At 70.5% G+C, this 23,373-nt stretch carries 22 protein-coding genes; 12 read left to right on the top strand and 10 right to left on the bottom strand.

Annotation, left to right across the window (positions count from 1 at the left end; translation table 11 throughout):
- Positions 1 to 74 precede the first annotated feature (74 nt).
- From AC4BDD_RS08355 to AC4BDD_RS08345, 3 genes are read right to left on the bottom strand one after another with little or no spacing between them, the layout of a single operon-like run.
- Positions 75 to 776 carry an AIM24 family protein gene (locus tag AC4BDD_RS08355; RefSeq protein ID WP_490690339.1) on the bottom strand — a complete coding sequence of 234 codons (702 nt, stop codon included), beginning with the start codon at positions 774 to 776 and terminating at the stop codon, positions 75 to 77.
- Positions 773 to 1,423 (bottom strand): AIM24 family protein, encoded by a 651-nt coding sequence (locus AC4BDD_RS08350; protein ID WP_490690338.1) that lies wholly within the window; start codon positions 1,421 to 1,423, stop codon positions 773 to 775. The genes AC4BDD_RS08355 and AC4BDD_RS08350 overlap by 4 nt, the downstream gene beginning before the upstream one ends.
- The gene (locus AC4BDD_RS08345; RefSeq protein WP_490690337.1) at positions 1,423 to 2,061 is read right to left on the bottom strand and encodes an AIM24 family protein; all 639 of its coding nucleotides are present in this window, start codon (positions 2,059 to 2,061) and stop codon (positions 1,423 to 1,425) included. Before AC4BDD_RS08345 ends, AC4BDD_RS08350 begins: the two co-directional genes overlap by 1 nt.
- Before the next feature lie 284 nt (positions 2,062 to 2,345).
- Between AC4BDD_RS08345 and AC4BDD_RS08340 the strand changes: the two genes are divergently transcribed.
- The 4 genes from AC4BDD_RS08340 to icmA all read left to right on the top strand — a co-directional run bounded on the left by AC4BDD_RS08340 (position 2,346) and on the right by icmA (position 5,541).
- Positions 2,346 to 2,690 (top strand): DUF3817 domain-containing protein, encoded by a 345-nt coding sequence (locus tag AC4BDD_RS08340; protein WP_490690336.1) that lies wholly within the window; start codon positions 2,346 to 2,348, stop codon positions 2,688 to 2,690.
- Positions 2,691 to 2,830: 140 nt separating this feature from the next.
- Positions 2,831 to 3,340 (top strand): MarR family winged helix-turn-helix transcriptional regulator, encoded by a 510-nt coding sequence (locus tag AC4BDD_RS08335; protein WP_490690335.1) that lies wholly within the window; start codon positions 2,831 to 2,833, stop codon positions 3,338 to 3,340.
- A gap of 59 nt (positions 3,341 to 3,399) precedes the next feature.
- Positions 3,400 to 3,726, top strand: coding sequence for a DUF3817 domain-containing protein (locus tag AC4BDD_RS08330; protein ID WP_490690334.1), 327 nt, complete (start codon positions 3,400 to 3,402; stop codon positions 3,724 to 3,726).
- 114 nt (positions 3,727 to 3,840) lie between these two features.
- Entirely contained in the window at positions 3,841 to 5,541 is a 1,701-nt protein-coding gene (gene icmA, locus AC4BDD_RS08325; RefSeq protein WP_490690333.1) for a coenzyme B12-dependent isobutyryl-CoA mutase large subunit, read from the top strand.
- Here the strand turns inward: icmA and AC4BDD_RS08320 are convergent.
- Entirely contained in the window at positions 5,517 to 6,215 is a 699-nt protein-coding gene (locus tag AC4BDD_RS08320) for a TetR/AcrR family transcriptional regulator (protein WP_490690332.1), read from the bottom strand. The two genes, icmA and AC4BDD_RS08320, sit on opposite strands and share 25 nt — an antisense overlap.
- Before the next feature lie 274 nt (positions 6,216 to 6,489).
- Here AC4BDD_RS08320 and AC4BDD_RS08315 point away from each other — a divergent pair, with 274 nt between their 5' ends.
- The 7 genes from AC4BDD_RS08315 (at position 6,490) to AC4BDD_RS08285 (ending at position 13,987) form a co-directional block, all read left to right on the top strand.
- Positions 6,490 to 7,452: a tetratricopeptide repeat protein gene (locus tag AC4BDD_RS08315; protein WP_490690331.1), complete on the top strand. Its 963-nt coding sequence runs from the start codon at positions 6,490 to 6,492 to the stop codon at positions 7,450 to 7,452.
- A gap of 562 nt (positions 7,453 to 8,014) precedes the next feature.
- Complete coding sequence (locus AC4BDD_RS08310; RefSeq protein ID WP_490690330.1) at positions 8,015 to 8,632, top strand: DUF6230 family protein; 618 nt, start codon at positions 8,015 to 8,017, stop codon at positions 8,630 to 8,632.
- A gap of 118 nt (positions 8,633 to 8,750) precedes the next feature.
- Positions 8,751 to 9,317 carry a DUF6114 domain-containing protein gene (locus AC4BDD_RS08305; protein ID WP_490690329.1) on the top strand — a complete coding sequence of 189 codons (567 nt, stop codon included), beginning with the start codon at positions 8,751 to 8,753 and terminating at the stop codon, positions 9,315 to 9,317.
- Positions 9,295 to 10,668 carry a hydrogenase expression protein HypF gene (locus AC4BDD_RS08300; RefSeq protein WP_490690328.1) on the top strand — a complete coding sequence of 458 codons (1,374 nt, stop codon included), beginning with the start codon at positions 9,295 to 9,297 and terminating at the stop codon, positions 10,666 to 10,668. The genes AC4BDD_RS08305 and AC4BDD_RS08300 overlap by 23 nt, the downstream gene beginning before the upstream one ends.
- A gap of 134 nt (positions 10,669 to 10,802) precedes the next feature.
- Positions 10,803 to 11,255: an effector-associated constant component EACC1 gene (locus tag AC4BDD_RS08295; protein ID WP_490690327.1), complete on the top strand. Its 453-nt coding sequence runs from the start codon at positions 10,803 to 10,805 to the stop codon at positions 11,253 to 11,255.
- Positions 11,256 to 11,257: 2 nt separating this feature from the next.
- Positions 11,258 to 12,583, top strand: coding sequence for a caspase family protein (locus AC4BDD_RS08290; RefSeq protein ID WP_490690326.1), 1,326 nt, complete (start codon positions 11,258 to 11,260; stop codon positions 12,581 to 12,583).
- Between the two features lie 3 nt (positions 12,584 to 12,586).
- Positions 12,587 to 13,987 carry a Clp protease N-terminal domain-containing protein gene (locus AC4BDD_RS08285; RefSeq protein WP_490690325.1) on the top strand — a complete coding sequence of 467 codons (1,401 nt, stop codon included), beginning with the start codon at positions 12,587 to 12,589 and terminating at the stop codon, positions 13,985 to 13,987.
- Positions 13,988 to 14,068: 81 nt separating this feature from the next.
- Here AC4BDD_RS08285 and pyk read toward each other — a convergent pair whose 3' ends face one another.
- The 3 genes from pyk to pta form a co-directional block, all read right to left on the bottom strand.
- Positions 14,069 to 15,493: a pyruvate kinase gene (gene pyk, locus AC4BDD_RS08280; protein WP_490690324.1), complete on the bottom strand. Its 1,425-nt coding sequence runs from the start codon at positions 15,491 to 15,493 to the stop codon at positions 14,069 to 14,071.
- A 61-nt stretch (positions 15,494 to 15,554) separates the two neighbouring features.
- Entirely contained in the window at positions 15,555 to 16,724 is a 1,170-nt protein-coding gene (locus AC4BDD_RS08275; RefSeq protein ID WP_490690323.1) for an acetate kinase, read from the bottom strand.
- Positions 16,721 to 18,820, bottom strand: a complete 2,100-nt coding sequence (gene pta / locus AC4BDD_RS08270; protein WP_490690322.1) for a phosphate acetyltransferase — start codon at positions 18,818 to 18,820, stop codon at positions 16,721 to 16,723. Before pta ends, AC4BDD_RS08275 begins: the two co-directional genes overlap by 4 nt.
- A gap of 219 nt (positions 18,821 to 19,039) precedes the next feature.
- Between pta and AC4BDD_RS08265 the strand changes: the two genes are divergently transcribed.
- Positions 19,040 to 20,065: a 6-phosphofructokinase gene (locus AC4BDD_RS08265; RefSeq protein ID WP_490690321.1), complete on the top strand. Its 1,026-nt coding sequence runs from the start codon at positions 19,040 to 19,042 to the stop codon at positions 20,063 to 20,065.
- Between the two features lie 78 nt (positions 20,066 to 20,143).
- Here AC4BDD_RS08265 and AC4BDD_RS08260 read toward each other — a convergent pair whose 3' ends face one another.
- The 3 genes from AC4BDD_RS08260 to iolE all read right to left on the bottom strand — a co-directional run bounded on the left by AC4BDD_RS08260 (position 20,144) and on the right by iolE (position 23,364).
- Complete coding sequence (locus tag AC4BDD_RS08260; protein ID WP_490690320.1) at positions 20,144 to 20,824, bottom strand: helix-turn-helix domain-containing protein; 681 nt, start codon at positions 20,822 to 20,824, stop codon at positions 20,144 to 20,146.
- Between the two features lie 264 nt (positions 20,825 to 21,088).
- Positions 21,089 to 22,381, bottom strand: coding sequence for an FG-GAP repeat domain-containing protein (locus AC4BDD_RS08255; protein ID WP_490690319.1), 1,293 nt, complete (start codon positions 22,379 to 22,381; stop codon positions 21,089 to 21,091).
- 5 nt (positions 22,382 to 22,386) lie between these two features.
- Positions 22,387 to 23,364, bottom strand: coding sequence for a myo-inosose-2 dehydratase (iolE, locus tag AC4BDD_RS08250; RefSeq protein WP_490690318.1), 978 nt, complete (start codon positions 23,362 to 23,364; stop codon positions 22,387 to 22,389).
- Positions 23,365 to 23,373: the final 9 nt, after the last annotated feature.

Raw genomic sequence — 23,373 nt, 5'->3', positions numbered from 1 at the left:
AAGTTGAATTCTGAACCAATGGATGTGTCGGGCTAGAGGTCACCCGTTCGACGTTACACTCCGCACCCTGTCGCTCACGAACCGGTACCCCCGTTCTGCCCCGTCGGCTGCTCGTTCATGACCGTTTCGGTCGACTGCAGCAGGACTGTCCCTGCCCCGACGAACTCGAACTGGTGCTCTTCCCCGGAGGTCCCGCCGAACCCGGTGTGCGCCCGCACCCCGCCCAGGAAGCCGCGCAGGTACTGGTGGTCGTAGTGGTGGCAGGGCGAGGGGCAGTCCGCCCAGCCCACCAACGCCTGCGGATCCACCCTGATCGGCGGCTCCATGAAGACCACCGGGCCGTTGGACGCCGCCACGAAGGTGCCGGTGCCGATGAGTGTCAGAAAGCCCGGCACGATCGACTGCTTCAGGGAGAGCGAGGGCTGGAAGGCGAGGAGGTTCCCGGACCGGATGGTGAGGTTCCCGTCGTCCAGGTCGTAGGAATTGACGTCGAACGCCCGGTCCGCCAGCACCATGGTGCCGCGCCCCTCGGCCACCACCCACTCCCCGGCGTGCAGCGGCGAGTGGAAGCTGCCCGCGATGAGCCGGTCGAGGCGGCCGAGTCCCACCCCGTGGAAGTCGATCCGCCCGTAGTAGGCGATCATCTTCCCCCGCTGGAGAAACCACTGGCCGTCCAGAGCCACGCTGAAGGCGTACGGATTGACGTTGTCGTTGACGGGCAGCGTCTCCGCGTCATGGATCACCGGCCCGCCGCCCTGCCCGGCGAGTGCGCTCACAGCTTCTCCTCCGACGCCTGGACGTACACCTTGCCGGTGCCGGACAGCTCCAGCTGGAACGCCTCACCGGAGCCGCGCCCGACCATGTCCCGCCAGCCGAGCGCGGTGGAGAGCCTGTTGCGCACCTCGCCGCGGTGCGCCACGTACGCCTGGGGGTCGACGTGCACCGGGCGGTCGGGCACGATCGGCAGCTCGATCACCCCGCCGTGCGCCAGCACCGCCGCCGAGCCGTGGCCCTGCAGGGTCGTGGTGAACAGCCCCTGCCCGGTGACCTGACCGCGCACCAGGCCCATCACCCCGCCCTGCGAGCCGAGGAACATCGTGCCCTGCCGCAGTGTCCCGTCGAAGGCCAGCAGCCGGTCCGCCTCCACCCAGAGGGTGTCGCCCCACAGGTCGATCACCTGGACGTGGTGACCGCCGTGGCCGAACATCACCGCGCCGCTGCCCTCCACGGTCATCAGTGGCGTCGACTCGCCCGCCACCCGGCGGCCGATCATGCCCATCACCCCGCCCTGCCCGCCGGTGACGCTGGGCGTGAAGCGCACCTCCCCGGTGTACGCGAGCATCGCCCCGCGCTGGCTGAACAGCGTCTGCCCGGGCACCACATCGGCCCGCACCATCTTCGCGTTGACCGAGGTGAACGCCATCAGGTCTCACCTCCCCAGGTGTCGCGCTCGCTGGGCTGCACATAGACCAGCCCCTCGCCCTCGAAGCGGATCTGGAACGCCTCCCCTGACCCCTCGCCGATCAGGGTGCGGAAGTTCACCCCCGACTGGAAGTGCTGCCGCAGGCCGCCGGTGTGCGCGATGTACGCGCCCGGGTCGACGTGCAGCGGCATCTGCTCCGTGACGCGCAGCACCACGGCCGTGCCGTCGGACAGGATCGCCGCCTGGCCGGTGCCCTCCACCGTCGTGGTGAACAGGCCGTTGCCCCGGGCCGAGCCGCGCAGCCCGGTGAAGCTGGTGCCGGTGCGCAGCCCGCCGTCCGTGCACAGCAGGTTGCTCGCCTCCACGAACAGCTTCTCGCCGTGCAGCGCGACCAGGTTGACCTCGCTCGCGCGGTCGGCGAAGTAGCACGTGCCGTGCCCCTTCACCTCCATCACCGCCATCTGCTCACCGGTGAGCCGCCGCGTCACCATGCCGCGCAGCCCCTCACCGCCACCGGTCTTCTTCTTGAAGGTCATCTCGCCGTCGTAGGCGACCATCGATCCGTTCCTGGCCATGACGGAACCGCCGGCCAGGTCGACGGCGAGCACTTTGCTCCCCTGGAGCCGAAACTGAGCCACGCATCCGACGGTAGCCCACCCGTCACCCACCGTCACCCTCGCGAGGGCGGTCTCGGGGTTGGCTCAGGGTTCGCCCGGGCGGCACTCCAGGGCCAGCCCGGACCGCAGCCCGGACTGCGACCCGGACCGCGGCCCGGACCCGCGACCCCGCGGTGTCGCCCGGACCGCGACCCCGGCCCCCCGGGGCAGTGATCGTCGGGTCTCCTGCGACAATGGGCCGGAGCTTGTGAAGACAAGCACAAGCTCGATCGCTGCCTGCCCCCGAGCCCCGAAGGTTCTCCTCCATGGACTTCAAGACCGCCACCGCGCTCCGCCGGCTCCGCCTGGTCTCCGTGCCGGAGGCCGTGTCCTTCCCGCTGCTGCTCACCTGCTCGGTGCTCAAGCGCACGACGGAATTCAACGCGGTGCTGCCGATGGGCCTGGTGCACGGCGTGCTGTTCATCCTCTACGTGGTCTTCTGGGCGGACGCCTGGAACCGCACCAAGTGGGACGTGAAGACCGCGGCCGTCTACTTCGTGCTCGCCGTCGTGCCCTTCGGCGGCTTCTACGCCGACCGCAAGCTCAAGCGGGAGGCCGAGGCGAGCGTCATCGCCGCCCGCGCCCGCAAGGAAGGCATCGTCAACGCGTGATCTCCCCAGGGCGACGGCCGGGTGCCGGCCGTCGCCCTGACGCATCGCCGGGCCGCTGCCCGGCAGGCGACGGCACCGTGCCCGGTCCAATTACCGAGATCCCGAAGCCTGAAATATGACCGCCCGGTAGGGTCTTCGGCGTGGCCAAACCCCTCAGTCTGCCCTTCGATCCCATCGCGCGCGCCGACGAGCTCTGGAAGCGGCGGTGGGGCTCCGCCCCGTCCATGGGTGCCATCACCTCGATCATGCGGGCCCACCAGATTCTGCTGAGCCAGGTGGACGCGGTCGTCAAGCCGTACGGACTGACCTTCGCGCGGTACGAGGCGCTGGTGCTGCTCACCTTCTCCAAGGCCGGCGAGCTGCCGATGTCGAAGATCGGCGAGCGGCTGATGGTGCACCCCACCTCGGTCACCAACACCGTGGACCGCCTGGTCAGATCAGGTCTGGTGGCCAAGCGGCCGAACCCCAACGACGGGCGCGGCACCCTCGCCTCGATCACCGACAAGGGCCGCGAGGTGGCTGACGCGGCGACCCGCGATCTGATGGCGGTGGACTTCGGGCTGGGGGCGTACGACGACGAGGAGTGCGCGGAGATCTTCGCGATGCTGCGCCCGCTGCGGATCGCCGCGGGGGACTTCGAGGAGAGCTGAGCGCGCGATCGGGTGACCCGCGCGAAGATCGCGCAAATCGGGTCGTTACGCTCGACGCCATGAAGTCCAATGTCCTGACCCGCTACCGCGTGATGGCGTACGTCACCGCGGTGTGGCTCCTGGTGTTCACCGCCGCGATCGTCATGAAGTACGGCTTCGACACCGGCGACACCATGGTGATCTCGCAGATCCACGGTGTCCTCTTCATCATCTACGTGGTCTTCGCCTTCGACCTGGGGTCCAAGGCGAAGTGGCCGCTGGGCAAGCTGCTGTGGGTGCTGCTGGTGGGGTGCATCCCGGTCGCCTCCTTCTTCGTCGAGCCGCGGGTCACCCGTGAGATCAAGCCGCTGATCGAGGCCGGGTCCCCGGCGGTCGCCGAGGCCTGAGCCGTCCTGGACCGCCGCACGAGCCACTCGTGCGGCGGATGGTTTCGAATATTTACTAGGACGTCCTACTAATGCCATCGACATTTACTTGGACGTCCTAGTAAATTCGAGAGCATGGACGCTGACGCCATAGAGGAAGGCCGCCGTCGCTGGCAGGCCCGGTACGACGCGGCGCGCAAGCGCGACGCGGATTTCACCACGCTCTCCGGAGACCCGGTCGAGCCTGTCTACGGTCCTGCCCCCGGCGACACCGTCACCGGTTTCGAGCGGATCGGCTGGCCCGGCGAGTTTCCGTTCACCCGCGGTCTCCACCCGACCGGCTACCGCGGCCGAACCTGGACCATCCGCCAGTTCGCCGGCTTCGGCAACGCCGAGCAGACCAACGAGCGGTACAAGATGATCCTGGGCAACGGCGGCGGCGGCCTGAGCGTCGCCTTCGACATGCCCACCCTCATGGGCCGGGATTCCGACGATCCGCGCTCGCTCGGCGAGGTCGGCCACTGCGGTGTCGCCATCGACTCCGCCGCCGACATGGAGGTCCTGTTCAAGGACATCCCGCTGGCGGACGTCACCACCTCGATGACGATCAGCGGCCCGGCCGTGCCCGTGTTCTGCATGTACCTGGTCGCCGCCGAGCGGCAGGGCGTCGACCCGGCCGTGCTCAACGGCACGCTCCAGACCGACATCTTCAAGGAGTACATCGCGCAGAAGGAGTGGCTCTTCCCGCCCGAGCCCCACCTGCGCCTGATCGGCGACCTGATGGAGCACTGCACGCGCTACATCCCCGCGTACAAGCCGCTCTCGGTCTCCGGCTACCACATCCGCGAGGCCGGCGCGACGGCCGCCCAGGAGCTGGCCTACACCCTCGCCGACGGCTTCGGATACGTGGAGCTCGGCCTCTCCCGCGGCCTGGACGTGGACACCTTCGCCCCCGGCCTGTCCTTCTTCTTCGACGCGCACATCGACTTCTTCGAGGAGATCGCGAAGTTCCGCGCCGCCCGCCGCATCTGGGCCCGCTGGATGCGCGACGTCTACGGCGCAAAGAGCGACAAGGCGCAGTGGCTGCGGTTCCACACCCAGACCGCCGGTGTCTCGCTCACCGCGCAGCAGCCGTACAACAACGTCGTGCGTACCGCGGTCGAGGCGCTCTCCGCCGTCCTGGGCGGTACCAACTCCCTCCACACCAACGCCCTGGACGAGACCCTCGCGCTGCCCAGCGAGCAGGCCGCCGAGATCGCGCTGCGCACCCAGCAGGTGCTGATGGAGGAGACCGGCGTCGCCCATGTCGCCGACCCGCTCGGCGGCTCCTGGTACGTCGAGGCGCTGACCGACCGCATCGAGGCCGACGCCGAGAAGATCTTCGACCAGATCAGGGAGCGCGGCCGCCGCGCCGTGCCCGACGGGCAGCACCCCATCGGCCCGATCACCTCCGGCATCCTGCGCGGCATCGAGGACGGCTGGTTCACCGGCGAGATCGCCGAGTCCGCCTTCCGCTACCAGCAGGCGCTGGAGAAGGACGAGAAGCGGGTCGTGGGCGTCAACTGCCACACCGGCTCGGTCACCGGCGACCTGGAGATCCTGCGGGTCAGCCACGAGGTGGAGCGGGAGCAGGTCCGCGTGCTGGGCGCCCGCAAGGCCGCCCGGGACGAGGCCCGGGTGCGCGCCTCGCTGGAGGAGATGCTCGCCGCCGCCCGCGACGGCTCGAACATGATCGTCCCGATGCTGGACGCGGTGCGCGCCGAAGCCACCCTCGGCGAGATCTGCGACGCGCTGCGCGACGAGTGGGGCGTCTACATCGAGCCGGCCGGCTTCTGAGGCTCCCGGCGGCCGGGGTCCGTCCCCGGTCGCCGGCCCGCGTCCGGTTCCCGGCCGCCGCTCGTGGCGGCGGCCAGACCGTGCAGCAGCAGGGCGGTGAACTCGCGTACCCAGGGCTCGTCGACGCGCTCGCCGCTGACCAGCGCCCGGTGGACGACCGCGCCGGCGATCACGTCGAAGATGAGGTCGGCGGTCCGCGCCGCGGCCGCCGGGTCGTCCTCCGGGGGGAGCTCGCCGCGCGCCTGGGCGCGGGCCCGGCCGACCAGCACCAGGTGCTTCTGCCGGTCCACGATCGCGGCGCGGATGCGGTCGCGCAGGGCCTCGTCCCGGGTGGACTCGGCGACCACCGCCATCAGCGCAGTCCGGGTCTCGGGCAGCTCCAGCAGACCGGCGAAGCTGAGCACCACCGCCTCGATGTCAGCCTTCAGGCTGCCGAGGTCCGGCAGCTGGAGATGCTCGTCGAAGACGGCCGCGACCGCGTCCACGACCAGCTCGTTCTTGTTCGCCCAGCGGCGGTAGAGGGTGGTCTTGGCGACCCCGGCGCGCGCCGCCACGTCCCCCATCGACAGCTTGCTCCAGCCCAGCTCCACCAGCGCCGCGCGGGTCGCGTCGAGGATCGCGCGATCGGCGTCGGCGCTTCGCGGGCGGCCGGTGCGGCGGGCGGGCGGATTCATGGCGGTGACGATACCCGTCAGTATGGTTACGCTCTGGCGTGAGGCAGATCACGGCGATTCCGTGGCGATCCACCACCGCTTCCAGTTACGCTACGAGCCGTAGCGAAAGAGTGATGACCACTGGCGCCAGGTGGGGACCCGGCGCGTTGCTTCACGAGCACCAGCCTGCTTCAGCTTTCGAGTATCGCGACTTCTCGCGCGTTCGTCCCGGAGCGGCGCGGGCATCGGCCACCGGCTTTTTCCGATCGCCGTGCGGAGGGGGGAGGATGTACCCATGCAGCCACGGAACATGTCCATGAGTGGAGTGGTCGACCTCGCCGCGGTGAAGGCGGCCGGGGAAGCGAAGCAGAAGGCGGAGCAGGCGCGCGCCGAGGCGGCCCGCACCGGAGCACCCGCCCCCTCCCGTCTGGTGATCGATGTCGACGAGGCGGGCTTCCAGCAGGAAGTCCTGCAGCGCTCCACCGAAGTCCCGGTCGTGATCGACTTCTGGGCCGAGTGGTGCGAGCCGTGCAAGCAGCTGGGCCCGCTGCTGGAGCGGCTGGCGGAGGAGTACGCGGGCCGGTTCGTGCTCGCCAAGATCGACGTCGACGCCAACCAGATGCTCTTCCAGCAGTTCGGCGTCCAGGGCATCCCCGCGGTGTTCGCCGTGGTGGCCGGCCAGCCGGTGCCGCTGTTCCAGGGAGCCGCCCCCGAGGCCCAGATCCGCCAGGTGCTGGACCAGCTGATCCTCGCCGCCGAGCAGCAGTTCGGCATCGTCGGCGCCCCGGTCGCGCCCGGTGGCGAAGGCGCCGAGGGCGTGCGGCCCGCGGCTCCCGCCACCCCGTACGACGGCGCGCTCGCCGCGGCACACGAGGCGCTGGACGCCGGTGACCTGGGCGGTGCCATCCAGGCGTACAAGAACGTGCTCACCGACGACCCGGGCAACGCCGAGGCCAAGCTCGGGCTGGCGCAGGCCGAACTGCTCAAGCGGGTGCAGGGCGTCGACCCGCAGCAGGTGCGCAAGGCCGCGGCCGACGCCCCGGGGGATGTGCCGGCGCAGATCGCGGCGGCCGATCTCGACCTGGTCGGCGGTCACGTGGAGGACGCCTTCGGGCGGCTGGTCGACACGGTGCAGCGGAGCGCGGGCGAGGACCGCGAGGCCGCCCGGGTCCATCTGCTGGGGCTGTTCGAGGTGATCGGGGCGGAGGACCCGCGGGTGGTCACTGCCCGTAGTGCACTCGCTCGCGTACTGTTCTGATTTCGCACCCCTGTCAAACGCATGCGGCCGCGCTTTACCAAATCTTGGTAAACGCGGCCGCTGTTACGTGCGGTAAGGGCGACGGGGTCTCTTGTCCGGACCTGGGTGACATGTCCCCCTCTTTCCGGGTGGGTCGTGGCGACGTTCCGTGCCCGGCCTCTATGGATCAGCAGCATGCCGGTTATCCGGCCGTTACTCGCAAGTAACGAACCCCTTGTGTCCGGCGCGTGAATGGACCACGATCGGCCAAGCTCGGTCCATTCCAGCAACCCGGCAACCATCCGGGCGGCGACACGGAGATGGGTCCCCACCGAGCAGGCCGGCGGCAGTGACGCCGGCCTTTGGACAGGGGGGTCTCTGCCACTCGGCAGGGCCTGTCCGACCTGGTTGCGCGGGAGCGTGGCCCAGTGGTTGTCGCTCGGGGGTGATCGTCGGTGTTTCGGTGCGCGGTCCGCGCCCGGGGCGGGGCGCTCTCCTTCCCGAGGACGTAGCACTTCTCCCATCCGAGGTTCGGGGTCGGTCGACCCCGGCCGGAGATGTACGTCCGAGAAGGAGGAAAGTCATGCAGTCCGTGGCTCGTGGCGGGACCAGATGGAAGCGGTTCGCCGTCGTCATGGTCCCGAGCGTCGCTGCAACGGCCGCGATAGGTGTGGCCGTGGCTCAGGGCGCGCTCGCGGCATCGTTCGCGGTGTCCGGTCAGCAGTTCAAGGTCACCGCGGATCGTCTCGACGGTGAGGGTTTCGTTCAGTACGGGTCCATGGAGGCCCAGCACGGCGGGAAGAACATCCCCGTCGCGGTGTCGGCGTTCAAGAGCGCCGAGATCAAGGGTCTGTGCCAGTCCGTCGTCATCCCCGTGCCGCTGTTCGGCGATGTGTCGCTGCAGCTGCGCGCCGGTAACGGCGACAAGCCGGTCGAGGCCAAGAACCTCTACATCGATCTCGACCAGCTGGACGCCGACGCGGTGTTCCGCGACATCAACATCGGTGTGGCGGCCGAGGACACGACCAAGGGGCCGGGCGTCAAGAAGGGTGACCGGATCGTTCCCGGTTCCTTCGCTCAGGAAGCCGACTCGGCGACCCTGACCGACGTCAAGCAGACCGCCTGGGCGACCAGCGCGGGCACCTTCAAGCTCTCTGGCCTCTCGATGAGTGTCAAGAAGGGCAAGCACGAGTGCTTCTGACGCACTGAGCGAGGGTGGGGGGTCGTCCTGGTGCGCCACCCCTCACCCGCGCTCACCCGTCAAGACGCACGAAGACTTCCGATCGACAAGATCGGCCAGCCCCAGGGAGCTGTTTTCGATGAGTGCCGTGTCGCCGGGGGCGCGTGACCGTATCAACCGCTTCACCAGCGTGCGCATGTCCTTCCGGGCGTGGCGCTGGCAGCGACCGTTCTGGGCAGGGCTCCTGACGTTCCTGGCCGGGGTGCCGATCGCGTACATCCCCTACCACAACCTCACCATGGGCCAGCTGAGCGTCCGGCTGGCCACCACCACCGGATCCGGCTCGCTGATCATCGGCGTGCTTCTGATGGTGCTCGGCGTGTCCATGTGGTTCCAGCCCTTGGTACGCACCTTCGCGGGCGTGGCCGCCATCCTGCTCGGCCTCGTATCGATCCCCGTCTCCAACTTCGGCGGCCTGGTGGTGGGCTTCCTGCTCGCCCTCTTCGGCGGTGCGATGGGGGTCGCCTGGGCGCCCGGTGAGGCACAGCCCAAGGCGCGGACCGCCGACGGGCCCGCGCCCTCCCCGGACACCGGGGACGACCAGGGCGCCGAGGACAGCGGGCCGAGCGAGGGCCTGCCGGAACCGGCCGGTGCCGGGACCGCGCCCGACCAGGAATCCAGGAATGGGAGGCACCGTGCCGGGTGAGGAGAAGCCGGGTGCGCGGGACGCGCAGCAGGCGGACAGCACGCGCCGGGTGAAGGCGGGGCCGCGTCACGCGGCGCCGAAGAAGTCGGTGCTCAATCGCCTCCAGATGCCCGCGGGCAAGGCGATAGCCCTGGCCGCCATGCCGACGGCGGTGCTGATGGGCATGGGGCTCACCCCCCAGCTCGCCAATGCCGACCCCCGGGGCGACTTCAAGGCCGGGCCGTGCGTCAGCCAGCCCGACGAGGCCGGTCAGACCGACGAGGCCGACAAGGCGAAGGACCAGACCGGCGAGGACCAGTCGGACCAGACCGCCGAGGACCAGGCCGACAAGGGCGGCCAGACCGACGAGCCGAAGGCCGAGCCGAGCCCCGGCCCCAGCTCGTCCCCGTCCGGCGGCGCGAGCAAGCCCGAGCCCGAGCCCAAGCCGTCCGAGCCGGCCGAGGACAAGCCCGAACCGGCCCCCGAGGAGTCCAGCGCCACCCCGAGCCCGGCCCCCTCCGAGGAGGAGTCCACCAACCCGCTCGACCCGCTGGGTCTTGGCGACAAGGTCGTGGATCTCTTCGACGGCGACTCCGGCGAGCAGACGCAGGCGCCGGCCGAGCCGAGCACCGCGCCGAGCCCCACGGCCACCCCGAAGGCCGACGCGGAGCCCGAGCCGACCAAGCCCGCGGCCGATGCGGACGACGCGGTGGACGCGGTGGACGCGGTGGACAAGGCCGCCGACGGAGCCAAGGACACCGCCGGCAAGGCCCAGGACACGGTCGAGGACGCCAAGGACACGGCGCGGGACACGGCCGACAAGGCCACCCCGACGCCCACTCCCTCGTCCTCCGGCTCGTCCTCGTCGACCGACGGCGAGCAGGGCTACCCCTGTCCGGAGTACGACGCCGAGGCGTACAACAACGCCAAGACCGAGCGGGCCGAGGCCCTGCTGCCCGAGGACCCCTGGGTGCTGCGCAGCTCCAAGCTCTCGCTGCACGGGCTGAAGTACGACGGCATCGTCGAGGTGAAGACCTACAGCGGGAAGATCAAGAAGGTCCTGAAGTTCCGCGCTTCGGGCGTCGACATCAAGGACCTGCACCAGCTGGTGGTCGGCCCGGCGGGCACCACCCAGAACGTGGAGGCGCGCAAGGGCAGCACCTCGACCATCAGCGACGGTGAGGTGACGATGTACACCGAGGAGCTGAGCGGCAATCTGCTCGGGCTCATCCCGGTGACCTTCTCGCCGAAGGCCCCGCCGCCGCTGACCCTCCCGGAGCTGTTCTTCACCGATGTCAAGGTGATCCAGGCCGGGCAGTTCGGGGGCACCCTGACCATCCCGGGCATGCACGCCTACAAGACCGGGGGGTGACCCCCGCCCGAGACCCGTTCGGGAGCCGCAGGCCCTCCATCCGGAGGGCAACACCGGTGGGCGCCACCCCAGTTGGGGCGGCGCCCACCGGCGCATGGAGCGCATGGAGCGCGCCGTGAGCTTATGCTTACCGTGTGTCGACCGCCGGGGAGCGGGGGCGCGTGGACGCCTGGTGCGCGGGAGCGGAAGCGGGGGCAGGGGTGCAGATCTGGATTTCGGTGGGTGGTGCGGGGGACCCGGTCGCGGAGCTGGAATCCCTCATCGACTTCCTGCGCGGCGAGCCGCGGCTGGCCGGGCGGGTCCGCCGCAGGCCGGTCCGCCCGGGGCCCGGCGAGATGGGCGCCCTCTCCGACATGCTCATCGTGTCCGGCGCGAGCCTGCCCGTCCTGGGCACCGCGTTGCGCGCCTGGCTGATCCACCGCCGCCGGTCGGGTCTCGCCGTCAAGGTGCACGGGCCCGACGGCCGGATCCTGGAGATCGACGCCAAGAACATCAGCAACAGGTCCGTCGAGGAGATCCTCCGGCAGGCACTGCGCGCCGACGGCGAGCCCGGCGCACCGGGCGTGCGGGGCGGAGACCAGGGCTAGCCATGCGGCTGCCCGATCCCGAGCGCTCGCGGGCGGTCCTGATCGGCACGAGCACCTACACGGACCCGGAACTTCCGCCGCTGCCGGTGGTCGCCAAGACCGTGACGGACCTCGCCGCCGCGCTGACCGACCCGGAGCACGGCGTGCTGCCCGCCGCGCACTGCACCACGCTGCTGGACACCGGCGACCTCATCGAGACCGGGCGCGCCCTGAAGACCGCCGCCCAGGCGGCGGAGGACCTGCTGCTGGTGACGTACGTCGGACACGGTCTGATCGGCCCCCGCCGCCACGACCTCCACCTGGCCCTGCCGCGCAGCGAATGGGCCGACCCCGAACTCGGCTCGCTCGCCTACGAACGGGTGCGCGACATCGTGCTCGACAGCCCCGCCACCACCAAGGTGATCATCCTCGACTGCTGCTTCTCCGGTCGCGCACTAGGCGGCACCCTGGCCTCCCCGGCCGCCACGGTGAGCCACCAGATCGAGGTGGAGGGCTCCTACGTCCTCACCTCCTCGCAGGCCCACGAGGTCTCGCTGGTCCTGGACGGCGAGGACAACACCGCCTTCACCGGCCGGCTGCTGCGGCTGCTGCGCGAGGGCATTCCCGACGGTCCGCCGCTCCTCGGACTCGACACCCTCTACGCGGAGTTGGTGCGGACGATGACGGCGGAGGGCCTGCCGACCCCGCTCAAGCGCGTCACCCGCACCGCGGAGGGGCTGGCGCTGGGCCGCAACCGGGCGCATGGGCCGGTCACGCGGAGGGAGCGGCTCGACGCCGCGGTAGCGCTGTGCGCGGCGGGCCACTTCCTCGAAGCCGTCGCCGAACTGGGAGATCTGGTGGATGCGCGGCAGCGGCCGCCGGTGTCGGCTGCCGAACGTGAGGAGAACCTGCGCGTGTGGCAGTGGTACGCGCACGCGACAGGCGGCGCGGGAGACCCCGGGGAAGCGGTGGAACTGCTGAACTGGGTGCTGCGCCTGCAGATCGACTTCCTGGGGCCGCACCACCGCGACACCCTGCGCACCCGCCAGTTCCTCGCCGTCAGCCTCGGCGAGTCCGGCCGGCGGGCGGAGGCGATCCGGTTGCTCCGGGTGCTGCTCATCGACCGCAGGCGGGTGCTGGGTCCGGACGACGAGCACACCCTGCGCACCACGCACATGCTGGCCCACAACCTCGCCCGGGCGGGGGAGGAGGACGAGGCAGTGGCGCTGCTCAAGGAGCTCTTCGCCGACCGGGAGCGGGTGCTGGGCCCGCACCATCCGCACACCGAGCGCACCGCCCGGGACCTGACACGACTGCTGGACCGCGTCGACGGCCCCCAGGAGGGCTGAGGGGTGTACGAGAGGTTCACCGACCAGGCCCGGCGGGTCGTCGTACTGGCGCAGGAGGAGGCCCGGCAGCTCCGCCACCGGTACATCGGCACCGAGCACCTGCTGCTGGGACTGATCGCCGAAGGCCGGAACACCGGCAGCCGGGCGCTGGAGGGTCTCGGCGTCGACCTGGAGACGCTGCGCCGGGAGGTGCTGCTGACGATCGGGCGCGGCACCGAGGAGGTGTACGGCCACATCCCCTTCACTCCGCGCGCGAAGAAGGTGCTGGAGTTGTCACTCAGGGAGGCGCTGCACCACAAGCACGACCACATCGGGGCCGGTCACGTCCTGCTCGGACTGGTGCGTGAGGGCGAGGCGTCCGCCGCAGAGATTCTGGGGCGCTTCGGGGTCGATCTGGAGTCGGCACGCCGTGAGGTGCTGGAACTCAAGGGGGTGAGCGGGGAGTCGGCGCCGCCCGGCCCGGCGCCGCTTCCCGAGCGTCTCGCCGGCTGGCTGCGCGATCTCACCGAGGAGGCGCGGCAGGCCGCCGGCCCCACGGTGGCGGGGCGCGGCCGGGAGATCGAGGCCGTCATGCGGGTGTTGCTGCGCAAGTCGCGCAACAACGCGCTGCTGGTGGGCGCGCCCGGCACCGGGCGGACGTCCGTGATCATCGGCCTGGCCGAGCGGCTGGCCCGGGGCGAGGCGCCGGCGTCGCTGGCCAAGGCCCGGATCTGGGCGGTGGACCTGGCCGGGTTCTACTGGACGCATGGGAACGAGCCCGGCGATCCCTCGGAGAAGTTCCGGGATGCCGTGCACGCCATACGTGAGCGCGGTGTACCCGTGCTGTTCCTGGACGACCTGGACCACTCTCTGCGCGCGAGGGCGGGGCCGGTGGACCTGTTGCGGATGATCACCGACTTCGTCGAACGGGGTGAGGTGCGGGTCATCGCCGTCATCGATGACGAGGCTGCCGCGGAACTCGAGGCCAGACGTCCGGAGCTCGCACGGCAGACGCAGACCCTCCGCATCGACGAACCCACGCACGCCGACACGGTCGCGATCCTGGCAGGCCTGCGCCCCGAGTACGCCGAGCACCACCACGTCACCATCACCACGGGCGCGCTGGAGGCCATCGCCGCGTTGTCCGCCCGGCACCTGACGGGCCGGCTTCCGGGCAAGGCGATCGAGCTGCTGGACGAGGTGGGGGCCTATGTGGGGATGCGCCCCCGGACTCCCGACGTGACGCCCGAGGTGAACAACCGGGCCGTTGCGGATCTGTTCGCGGAGGTCTACGGCCTCGAAGAGCCCTCGGAGCCCGAGGGGCAGGACGCCCCGGCCGAAGCCGCACCGGCTGAGTCGGCACCGCCTGAGCCCGCACCGCCGCCGGAGGAACCGCACGACCCAACCCTGTGGGCCATGGCCTGAGCGCGCCGCACAACGACGGCGGCCGCCGCCCCCGGTGAAGGGGAGCGACGGCCGCGACGCGAGATCGGGAGCCGAAAAGGCTCAGCTCTCGCCGCCCAGGTGGTGCACCCGCACCATGTTGGTGGTGCCGGGGACGCCGGGGGGCGAGCCCGCCGTGATGATCATGGTGTCGCCCTCGGTGTAGCGGTTGAGCTTCAGCAGCTCGGCGTCGACCAGGTCCACCATCGCGTCGGTGTTCTCCACGAACGGCACCACGTAGGACTCCACGCCCCAGCTCAGCGTCAGCTGGTTGCGGGTGGAGACGTCCGTGGTGAAGGCCAGGATCGGCTGACGCGTGCGGTAGCGGCACAGGCGGCGGGCGGTGTCACCGGACTTGGTGAAGGCCACCAGCGACTTGGCGCCCAGGAAGTCGGCGATCTCGCAGGCCGCGCGGGCCACCGAACCGCCCTGGGTGCGCGGCTTCTTGCCCGGCACCAGCGGCTGGAGGCCCTTGGAGAGCAGCTCCTCCTCCGCCGCCTGGACGATCTTGGACATGGTCTTGACCGTCTCGATCGGGTACTGGCCCACCGAGGACTCGGCGGAGAGCATCACCGCGTCGGCGCCGTCCAGGATCGCGTTGGCGACGTCGGACGCCTCGGCGCGGGTGGGCCGCGAGTTGGTGATCATCGACTCCATCATCTGGGTCGCGACGATCACCGGCTTGGCGTTGCGGCGGCACAGCTCGATGAGCCGCTTCTGCACCATCGGGACCTTCTCCAGCGGGTACTCCACCGCCAGGTCGCCGCGCGCCACCATGACGCCGTCGAAGGCCAGCACGACCCCCTCCATGTTGGCGACCGCCTGCGGCTTCTCGACCTTGGCGATCACCGGCACCCGGCGGCCCACCTCGTCCATCACCCGGTGCACGTCGCGCACGTCGGCGGCGTCCCGGACGAAGGAGAGCGCGACCATGTCGACGCCCAGCTTCAGCGCGAACTTCAGGTCCTCGATGTCCTTCTCGGACAGCGCCGGGACGTTGACCGCCGCACCGGGCAGGTTGATGCCCTTGTGGTCGGAGATGACGCCGCCCTCGATGACGATCGTCTTCACCCGGGGGCCCTCGACCTCGGTCACCCGCAGCTCGACGTTGCCGTCGTTGATCAGGACCTGGTCGCCCTTGGCGACGTCGCCCGGCAGCCCCTTGTAGGTGGTGCCGCAGATGGTGCGGTCGCCGGGGACGTCCTCGGTGGTGATGGTGAACTCATCCCCGCGCACCAGCTCCACCGGGCCGTCCGCGAAGGTCTCCAGCCGGATCTTCGGGCCCTGGAGGTCGGCGAGGACGCCGACCGCGTGCCCGGTCTCCTCGGTCGCCTTGCGGAGCCGGTGGTAGCGCTCCTCGTGCTCCGCGTGGGTGCCGTGGCTCATGTTGAAACGGGCCACGTTCATGCCGGCCTCGATCAGCGTCTTCAGCATCTCGAAGGAGTCGACGGCAGGGCCCAGGGTGCAGACGATTTTGGAACGGCGCATGAGGCAGATCCTATCGGTTTGTTTCGGGGCGGAATATTTGAGCTGTGCGAACAACCAATGATCAGTCGCTGACCAGGGCGTACGTCTGGGTGGCGATCTCCAGTTCCTCGTCGGTCGGCACCACCGCCACCGCGACCCGGCTCTCCGGCGCGGAGATCAGCCGCGCCGAGGAGGCGCGTACCGCGTTGCGTACCGCGTCCACCTCGATGCCCAGCCCCTCCAGGCCGTGCAGCGCGGCCTCGCGGACCGCCGCCGAGTTCTCGCCGACCCCGGCGGTGAAGGCGATGGCGTCCACCCGGCCGAGGACCGCGGTGTACGCGCCCACATACTTCCGCAGCCGGTGGATGTAGATGTCGAAGGCGAGCCGGGCTGCCGGGTCGCCCTCGCCTATCCGGCGGCCGATCTCCCGCATGTCGTTGTCCCCGCACAGGCCGACCAGCCCGCTGCGCTTGTTCAGCAGGGTGTCGATCTCGTCGGTGGACATCCGGCCCACCCGGGCCAGGTGGAAGATCGCCGCCGGGTCCAGGTCGCCGGAGCGGGTACCCATCACCAGGCCCTCCAGCGGGGTCAGACCCATGGAGGTGTCGACGCAGGAGCCCTGGCGGACGGCGGAGGCGCTGGCCCCGTTGCCCAGGTGCAGCACGATGGTGTTGATCTCGGACGGGTCCTTGCCCAGCAGATCGGCGGTGGCCCGGGAGACGTACGCGTGCGAGGTGCCGTGGAAGCCGTAGCGCCGCACCCCGAAGCGGTCGGCGGTGTCGATGTCGATGGCGTACCGGGCGGCGGCCTCCGGCATCGTCGAGTGGAAGGCGGTGTCGAAGACCGCGACCTGCGGCAGGTCCGGGCGCAGGCCCCGGGCCACCTTGATGCCGGAGACGTTCGCCGGGTTGTGCAGCGGCGCCAGCGGGACCAGCTTCTCGATCTCCGCGACCACCTCGTCGGTGATCAGCGCCGGCTCGGTGAACCGGGTGCCGCCGTGCACCACCCGGTGGCCGACCGCCGCCAGCTCGGGCGAGTCGAGCCCCACGCCCTGCGCGGCCAGCTCGGCCCCGACCTGCTTCAGCGCGGCCTCGTGGTCCGCGACCGGTCCTTCACCGATCCGCTCCACGATGCCGGAGGCGAGCCGGCCTTCGGCGGAGCCGCCGGCCGTACCCGCGGTCGCCATGTCCAGCAGCTGGTACTTGAGCGAGGAGGAGCCGGAGTTGAGTACGAGGACTCGGGTGGGCTTCACGCGGAGGGTGCCTTCTGTGTGGGAACGGTCTGGGTCTGGGCCTGGATGGCGGTGATCGCGACGGTGTTGACGATGTCCTGGACCAGCGCACCGCGCGACAGGTCGTTGACCGGCTTGCGCAGGCCCTGGAGCACCGGACCGACGGCGACCGCGCCGGCCGAGCGCTGCACCGCCTTGTAGGTGTTGTTCCCGGTGTTCAGGTCCGGGAAGACCAGCACGGTCGCCCGGCCCGCCACCTCCGAGCCGGGCAGCTTGGTGGCCGCCACGGCCGGGTCCACCGCCGCGTCGTACTGGATCGGGCCCTCGACCAGCAGGTCCGGGCGGCGCTCGCGGACGATCTCGGTGGCCTTGCGCACCTTGTCGACGTCAGCGCCGGAGCCGGAGGTGCCGGTGGAGTACGACAGCATCGCGATCCGCGGCTCCACCCCGAACTGGGCGGCGGTGTCCGAGGACTGGATGGCGATGTCCGCCAGCTGCTCGGCGTTCGGGTCCGGGTTGACCGCGCAGTCGCCGTAGACCAGCACCCGGTCCGCCAGGCACATGAAGAAGACCGAGGAGACGATCTGGGCGTCCGGCGCGGTCTTGATGATCTCGAAGGCGGGCCGGATGGTGGCGGCGGTGGAGTGCACCGCGCCGGAGACCATGCCGTCGGCCAGTCCCTCCTGGACCATCAGGGTGCCGAAGTAGGAGACATCGGCGACGATGTCGTAGGCCAGCTCGTACGAGACGCCCTTGTGGGCGCGGACCTGGGCGTACCGCTCGGCGAAACGCTCCCGCAGCGGGGAGGTCTGCGGGTCGACGATCGCCGCGTCCGCGAGCTCGATGCCGAGTTCGGCGGCGCGCTTGCGGACCGCCTCCTCGCCGCCCAGCAGGGTCAGGTCGCACACATCGCGGCGCAGCAGCACATCGGCGGCGCGCAGCACCCGCTCCTCGGTGCCCTCCGGGAGCACCACCCGGCGGCGGTCCGAGCGGGACCGCTCGATCAGCTCGTGCTCGAACATCATCGGCGTGACCCGGCCGGAGCGGGCCACCGAGATGCGGTTGGTCAGCTCGGCGGTGTCCACATGGCGCTCGAAGAGGCCGAGCGCGGTCTCCGCCTTCCGCGGGGTGCCGGCGCTGAGCTTGCCCTCCAGGGAGAACAGCTGCTCGGCGGTGGGGAAGCTCTTGCCGGGCACCGAGATCACCGGGGTGCCCGGGGCGAGCCGGGCGGCGAGGGCGAGGATGTCCTCGCCGGGCCGCTCGTCCAGGGTGAGCAGGACCCCGGCGATCGGCGGGGATCCGGCGCTGTGCGCGGCCAGCGCGCCGACGATCAGATCCGCGCGGTCGCCGGGGGTGACCACCAGGCAGCCGTCGGTCAGCGCGGGCAGGAAGGTCGGCAGCATCGCGCCGCCGAAGACGAAGTCGCGCACGTCCCGGGAGAGCCCGGCGTCGTCGCCGAGCAGCACCTCGGCGCCGAGGGTGCGCACCACCTGGCCGACGGTGGGCGCGGAGAGCGAGGGGTCCTCGGGGAGCGCGTAGCAGGGGACGGGGAGGCGGGCGGCGAGCCGCTCGGCTATGGAGGCCCGGTCCTGCGGCGCGACCCGGTTGACCACCAGGGCGACCACGTCGCAGCCCTGCGCCCGGTAGGCGCGGTAGGCGTTGCGCGCCTCGGCCCGCACCGAGTCCGCGGCCTGCGCCTGGCCGCCCACCACGGTGATCACCGAGGCGCCGAACTCGTTGGCCAGCCGGGCGTTGAGCCCCAGCTCGTCCGGGAGGCTGCTGCCGGCGTAGTCGCTGCCCAGCACCAGCACGTACTCGTAGTCCCGGGCCACCGCGTGGAAACGGCCGACGAGCTCGGAGACGAGCTCGTCGGTGCCCCGCTCGGCCTGGAGGGCGGCCGCCTCGTCGTAGGTGATGCCGTACGCCGTGCCGGGGGGCTGGCTGAGCCGGTAGCGGGACCGCAGCAGATCGAAGAGCCGGTCGGGGTTGTCGTGCACCAGGGGCCGGAAGACCCCGACCCGGTCGACATGGCGGGTCAGGAGCTCCATGACTCCCAGCTCGACGACCTGGCGGCCGTCGCCACGGTCGATCCCGGTCACGTACACGCTGCGCGTCACGCGTGCTCTCCGATCCCTTGACGGTCTGACTGACTACCTCCGGCCACAAAAAGGCCGGAAACCCCCAGAAGAAATACCCCTGACCTCTTGACAATACCTGCGCCCGCGGATAAAGCGCTCGCCGGTATGGGGGTGACGCCGCGTGACGCGGCATGGCTCCACCCGTGAAACAATCGGACTGGCTCACATGTACCAGTAGGGAGCAGGAGACACAGCACGATGCGCATCGGAGTTCTCACCGCAGGCGGCGACTGCCCCGGCCTCAACGCTGTGATCCGGTCCGTCGTGCACCGGGCCGTGGCCGGGCACGGCGACGAGGTCATCGGCTTCGAGGACGGCTTCAAGGGCCTCCTGGAGGGGCGCCACCGCAAGCTCGACCTGGACGCGGTCAGCGGCATCCTGGCCCGCGGCGGCACCATCCTCGGCTCCTCCCGGCTGGAGCGCGCCCGGCTCCGCGAGGCGTGCGAGACCTCCAAGGAACTGGCCCGCGACTACGGCATCGACGTCCTCATCCCGATCGGCGGCGAGGGCACCCTGACCGCCGCCCGGATGCTCTCCGACTCCGGACTGCCGGTCGTCGGCGTGCCCAAGACGATCGACAACGACATCTCCGCCACCGACCGCACCTTCGGCTTCGACACCGCCGTCGGCGTGGCCACCGAGGCGATGGACCGGCTCAAGACCACCGCCGAGTCGCACCAGCGGGTGATGGTCGTGGAGGTCATGGGGCGGCACGCGGGCTGGATCGCGCTGGAGTCCGGCATGGCGGCCGGCGCGCACGGCATCTGCCTGCCGGAGCGGCCCTTCGAGGTCGACGACCTGGTGGAGATGGTCGAGGAGCGGTTCGCGCGCGGCAAGAAGTTCGCCGTCATCTGCGTCGCCGAGGGCGCGCACCCGGCCGAGGGCTCCATGGAGTACCAGAAGGGCGAGATCGACCAGTACGGCCACGAGCGGTTCGCCGGCATCGGCAACCGGCTCGCGGTCGAGCTGGAGCGGCGCCTGGGCAAGGAGGCCCGCCCGGTCATCCTCGGCCACGTCCAGCGCGGCGGTGTACCCACGGCGTACGACCGGGTGCTGGCCACCCGCTTCGGCTGGCATGCGGTGGAGGCCGCGCACCGCGGTGATTTCGGCATGATGACCGCGCTGCGCGGCAACGACATCGTCATGGCGCCGATCGCGGACGCGGTGACGGAGCTGAAGAGGGTGCCGGCTGACCGTATGAACGAAGCGGAGTCTGTCTTTTAGTCGGGGCTCTGCCCCGGACCCCGCTCCTCAATCTCCCCCAGCTACCGCTGGGAGGTGCCCCCAGGAGGGGCTGGTCTCTCAAGGCAGCACCAGCTCCCAGAAGCGGTCCACGACCTCCGTCAGAAACCGCTTGCCCGCCGCCCCGGCCTCCGCCGCGCTGTCGCCCTCGCCCCAGTTGAGGGAGGCGACCATCCGCGACTGGTACTCGCCGTGCAGCCGCTCCAGCACCGCGTCGATCCGCTTGCGCGGCAGCGGCACCACCTTGGCGATCGGCCGGGCGTACGCCTGCCAGCGGGTGGTCATCGAGCCCCGCAGCATCTCGGCCAGCCTGGCGTCCCGGCCGGTCAGCCGGAACCGCTCCGGCAGGGACAACCCCAGCACCTCGGCGAGCAGTACATCGTGCCGCTCGCTGCCCCGCCAGCGCCCGGTGCGCTCGGACTCCTGGTAGTCGCGCAAGTCCATGCCGATGCGGCGGGCCAGGTCCGCGGCGGCCAGTCCGCGCGCCATCCGGTGCTCGCGCAGATTGGCGGGCGCCGACAGCAGATCGCCCGGCGCGCACCACAGCGCGCCGGCCAGCGCCGCCAGCTCGGCGGTCGTCGGGGCCGCCTCGTTCCGCTCCCAGGCGGCCACCAGCGCGGGCGGTACCTGGAGGCCGTAGGCGGCGTGGATGCCGTGCGCGACATGGGCGTGCGTCATGCCCAGGGCCTCCCGCATGCGGCGGGCGGCGGGGGCGTCGAAGGGCGGGGACGGCTGGTGCACGCGCACACCGTAGGCAGCACCGCCGCGGCGGGCATAGGGCCCGAACAGCCAAGCCGGCACGTCATGCGAACCTACGGATCCGGGGCCGCCCACGGGGCTGGCCATGGTCAAAACCCGGCGGTAGCACCCGGGGGTAGCCACCGTTCGCGCGGGTGCCCCCGTCCGGTCCCGGCTCGGGGACGGGGGCACGGCGCCGGCGTCGGGCGGGGCACCTGTCGGACGTCGGCGTCACCGCCGGTGACGCCCGGGTGCGGCCCCGGCGCTTCACTCCGGAATGGTCGAGGGGCTCTCGGAGGAGTGGTTGCCGCCCAGCATCCGGTTGTGGAAGACCAGCAGCTTGGCTTCCTTGGCGACGTAGTACTTCTCCACCTTGTAGGCGATGGTCGCGAAGTCCAGGCTGCCGGTGCCGTCGAAGTCCGCCACCGCGATGCGGGCGGTCGACTCGGACGACACCCGCCACTTGGTGAAGATCCCGTTCTCCAGGTCCAGCGCCTTGTAGTACATGACGCCCTGCCACGGCCAGGGGCCGCGCAGCGCCACCAGGAACTCGTCGTCGCCGTCGCCGTCGAAGTCCGCGCAGACGACCTGGTGCCCTGGCCCCTCACCGAGCTCGTTGGGGTCGCCGTAGACGTCCAGCACCACCCGGCGCCACCGCGCCTGTGCCGGAGACTGCGGGCCGTCCTTGTCCTTGAGGTAGACCGCGACGGTGTTGCCGTGGAAGGGCTCGGTCGCCGCCACATAGGCGAACGGGTCGTCGCCGATCCGGCCGACGTTCACATCGCCGCTGCCCTTGTACGTGGTCTCCTCGTACTGACTGAGTTCGCCGGTGCCGATGAGGATCCGGTTCCATTTCCGCTTCTTCTCGTCGAAGTAGAGCCAGGTGATGCCCTCCTCGGAGGCGAGCAGCATCGAGTCGAGATCTGAGCCGGGAATGAGGTTCTCCTTCTTCTCGGCTCCGTGGATCATGCGGAAATGGAGGTCGTCGACGACCGTGCGCGGCCACTCGTCGGCGTCCTGCACATTGTCCGGCTGGGTGAACAGCGTGACGGGGATGAGCCCGTGCACATCGGTCGCGCCGACGCACGGCACGCCCATCACCTCCAGCCGGTCGGTGCGGGTGAAGTGGCCGACGCGCAGGCGGTGCATGGCGGTGGTCCGGCCGATGTAATGCCGCTTCCACCGGCCGTCCCTGTGCACCTGATCGCCCGGGTTCTCCATCCAGTCGATCTTCCCGCCCTTGGGGTCCGGGTCGTCGATCCTGCCGCCGGGGCCGTACAACTCGTAGCAGACGACGGCGTCCGGATAGCCGTTGCCGGTGATGTCGGCGTAGTGGGCGCCGATCGGCATATGGAATTTGTCGGCCAGGAGCCGCCGGGTCCAGTCCGGATTGTGGTACCAGTAGATCTCGCCGATGCCGATTCCGTGGCCGAAGAGGTCCGGCTTGCCGTCCTGGTCGATATCGGGGGACTCCAGCCAGTACCCGTCGTTCAACTGGTCGGCGACCAGCTCCTGCTCGAAATTCGGCACCTTGAGCTTCGGTTCGGTGTACGTGACCATCTGCCCTACTCCTTGCCCGCGCTCGTGACCAGACCCAGCTCCTTCAGGTGCCGGCGGGCCAGCTTGGCGTAGTACAGCGGCTGGAGGCCGGTCCGCTGGAACTGCTGCTCGGCCTCGACGACCAGCCAGCCGCGGTAGTTCCGCGCCCTGAGCGCGTCGATGATCGGGCCGAAGGAGATCACGCCCGCCGGGTCCCCGGGGACGGTGAAGATGCCCGCCTGGATGTATTCCTGGAAAGAGGCCGTGGCCTTCGAGGAATCGTTGAGCACCTTCTTCCGGACGTTCTTCAGATGGACGTGCTTGATGCGGTCGCCGTGGTCACCGTTGATCACCTCGATCGGATGTCCGCCGGCCCAGGTGAGATGGCCGACGTCGAGCAGCAGGTGGACGTATTCCTTCCTGGTCCGCTCCATCAGCGTGGTGAGGTCGGCCTGGGTTTGGACGCCGGTGCCCATATGCGGGTGGTAGGCGAGGTCGAAACCCTTCTCCGCGGCGAGCTGTCCGAGGTTGTCCAGCCCCTCCGCCAGCGCGTCCCACTGCTCCTTGGTGAAGACGGGTTTGTTGTTCCGCAGGCTCAGCGTCTGCAGGTGGATGGAGTTGCCGAACTCGGCCACCCCGATGGTGGTGCACTTGACCCGGAGTTGATCGGCGTCGGTGGACTCGTTGAGCTCGGTGAGGAATTCCAGCCGCTGCCGGAATTCCCGGTACGTCCGGTCCTCCCCGTCGGGCACCGTGAAGAACGTGCTCACCCAGGGCTCGGTGACGCTGAGGTCGCGCAGTTCCAGAGCGCACGCCAGCTCGTGCACGTTCGTCGGGAACTTGTGCCCGATGCTGCATCCCTCGAAGCCGGCGAGCGCGATCTCGCTCAGACACTGCTCGAAGGTGATGTGATCGCCGATCAGCGGGAAGTCGTCATTGGTCCAGCAGGTCGGAGTGATGCCGAGACGGATCCCCTGGTCGGCGGCAGGCGTTGCGGATGTCATGCGGGGCAC

It is taken from the genome of Streptomyces sp. JLBT605 (genome assembly GCF_058215555.1).
This window is presented reverse-complemented; position numbering and strand designations above follow the sequence as displayed.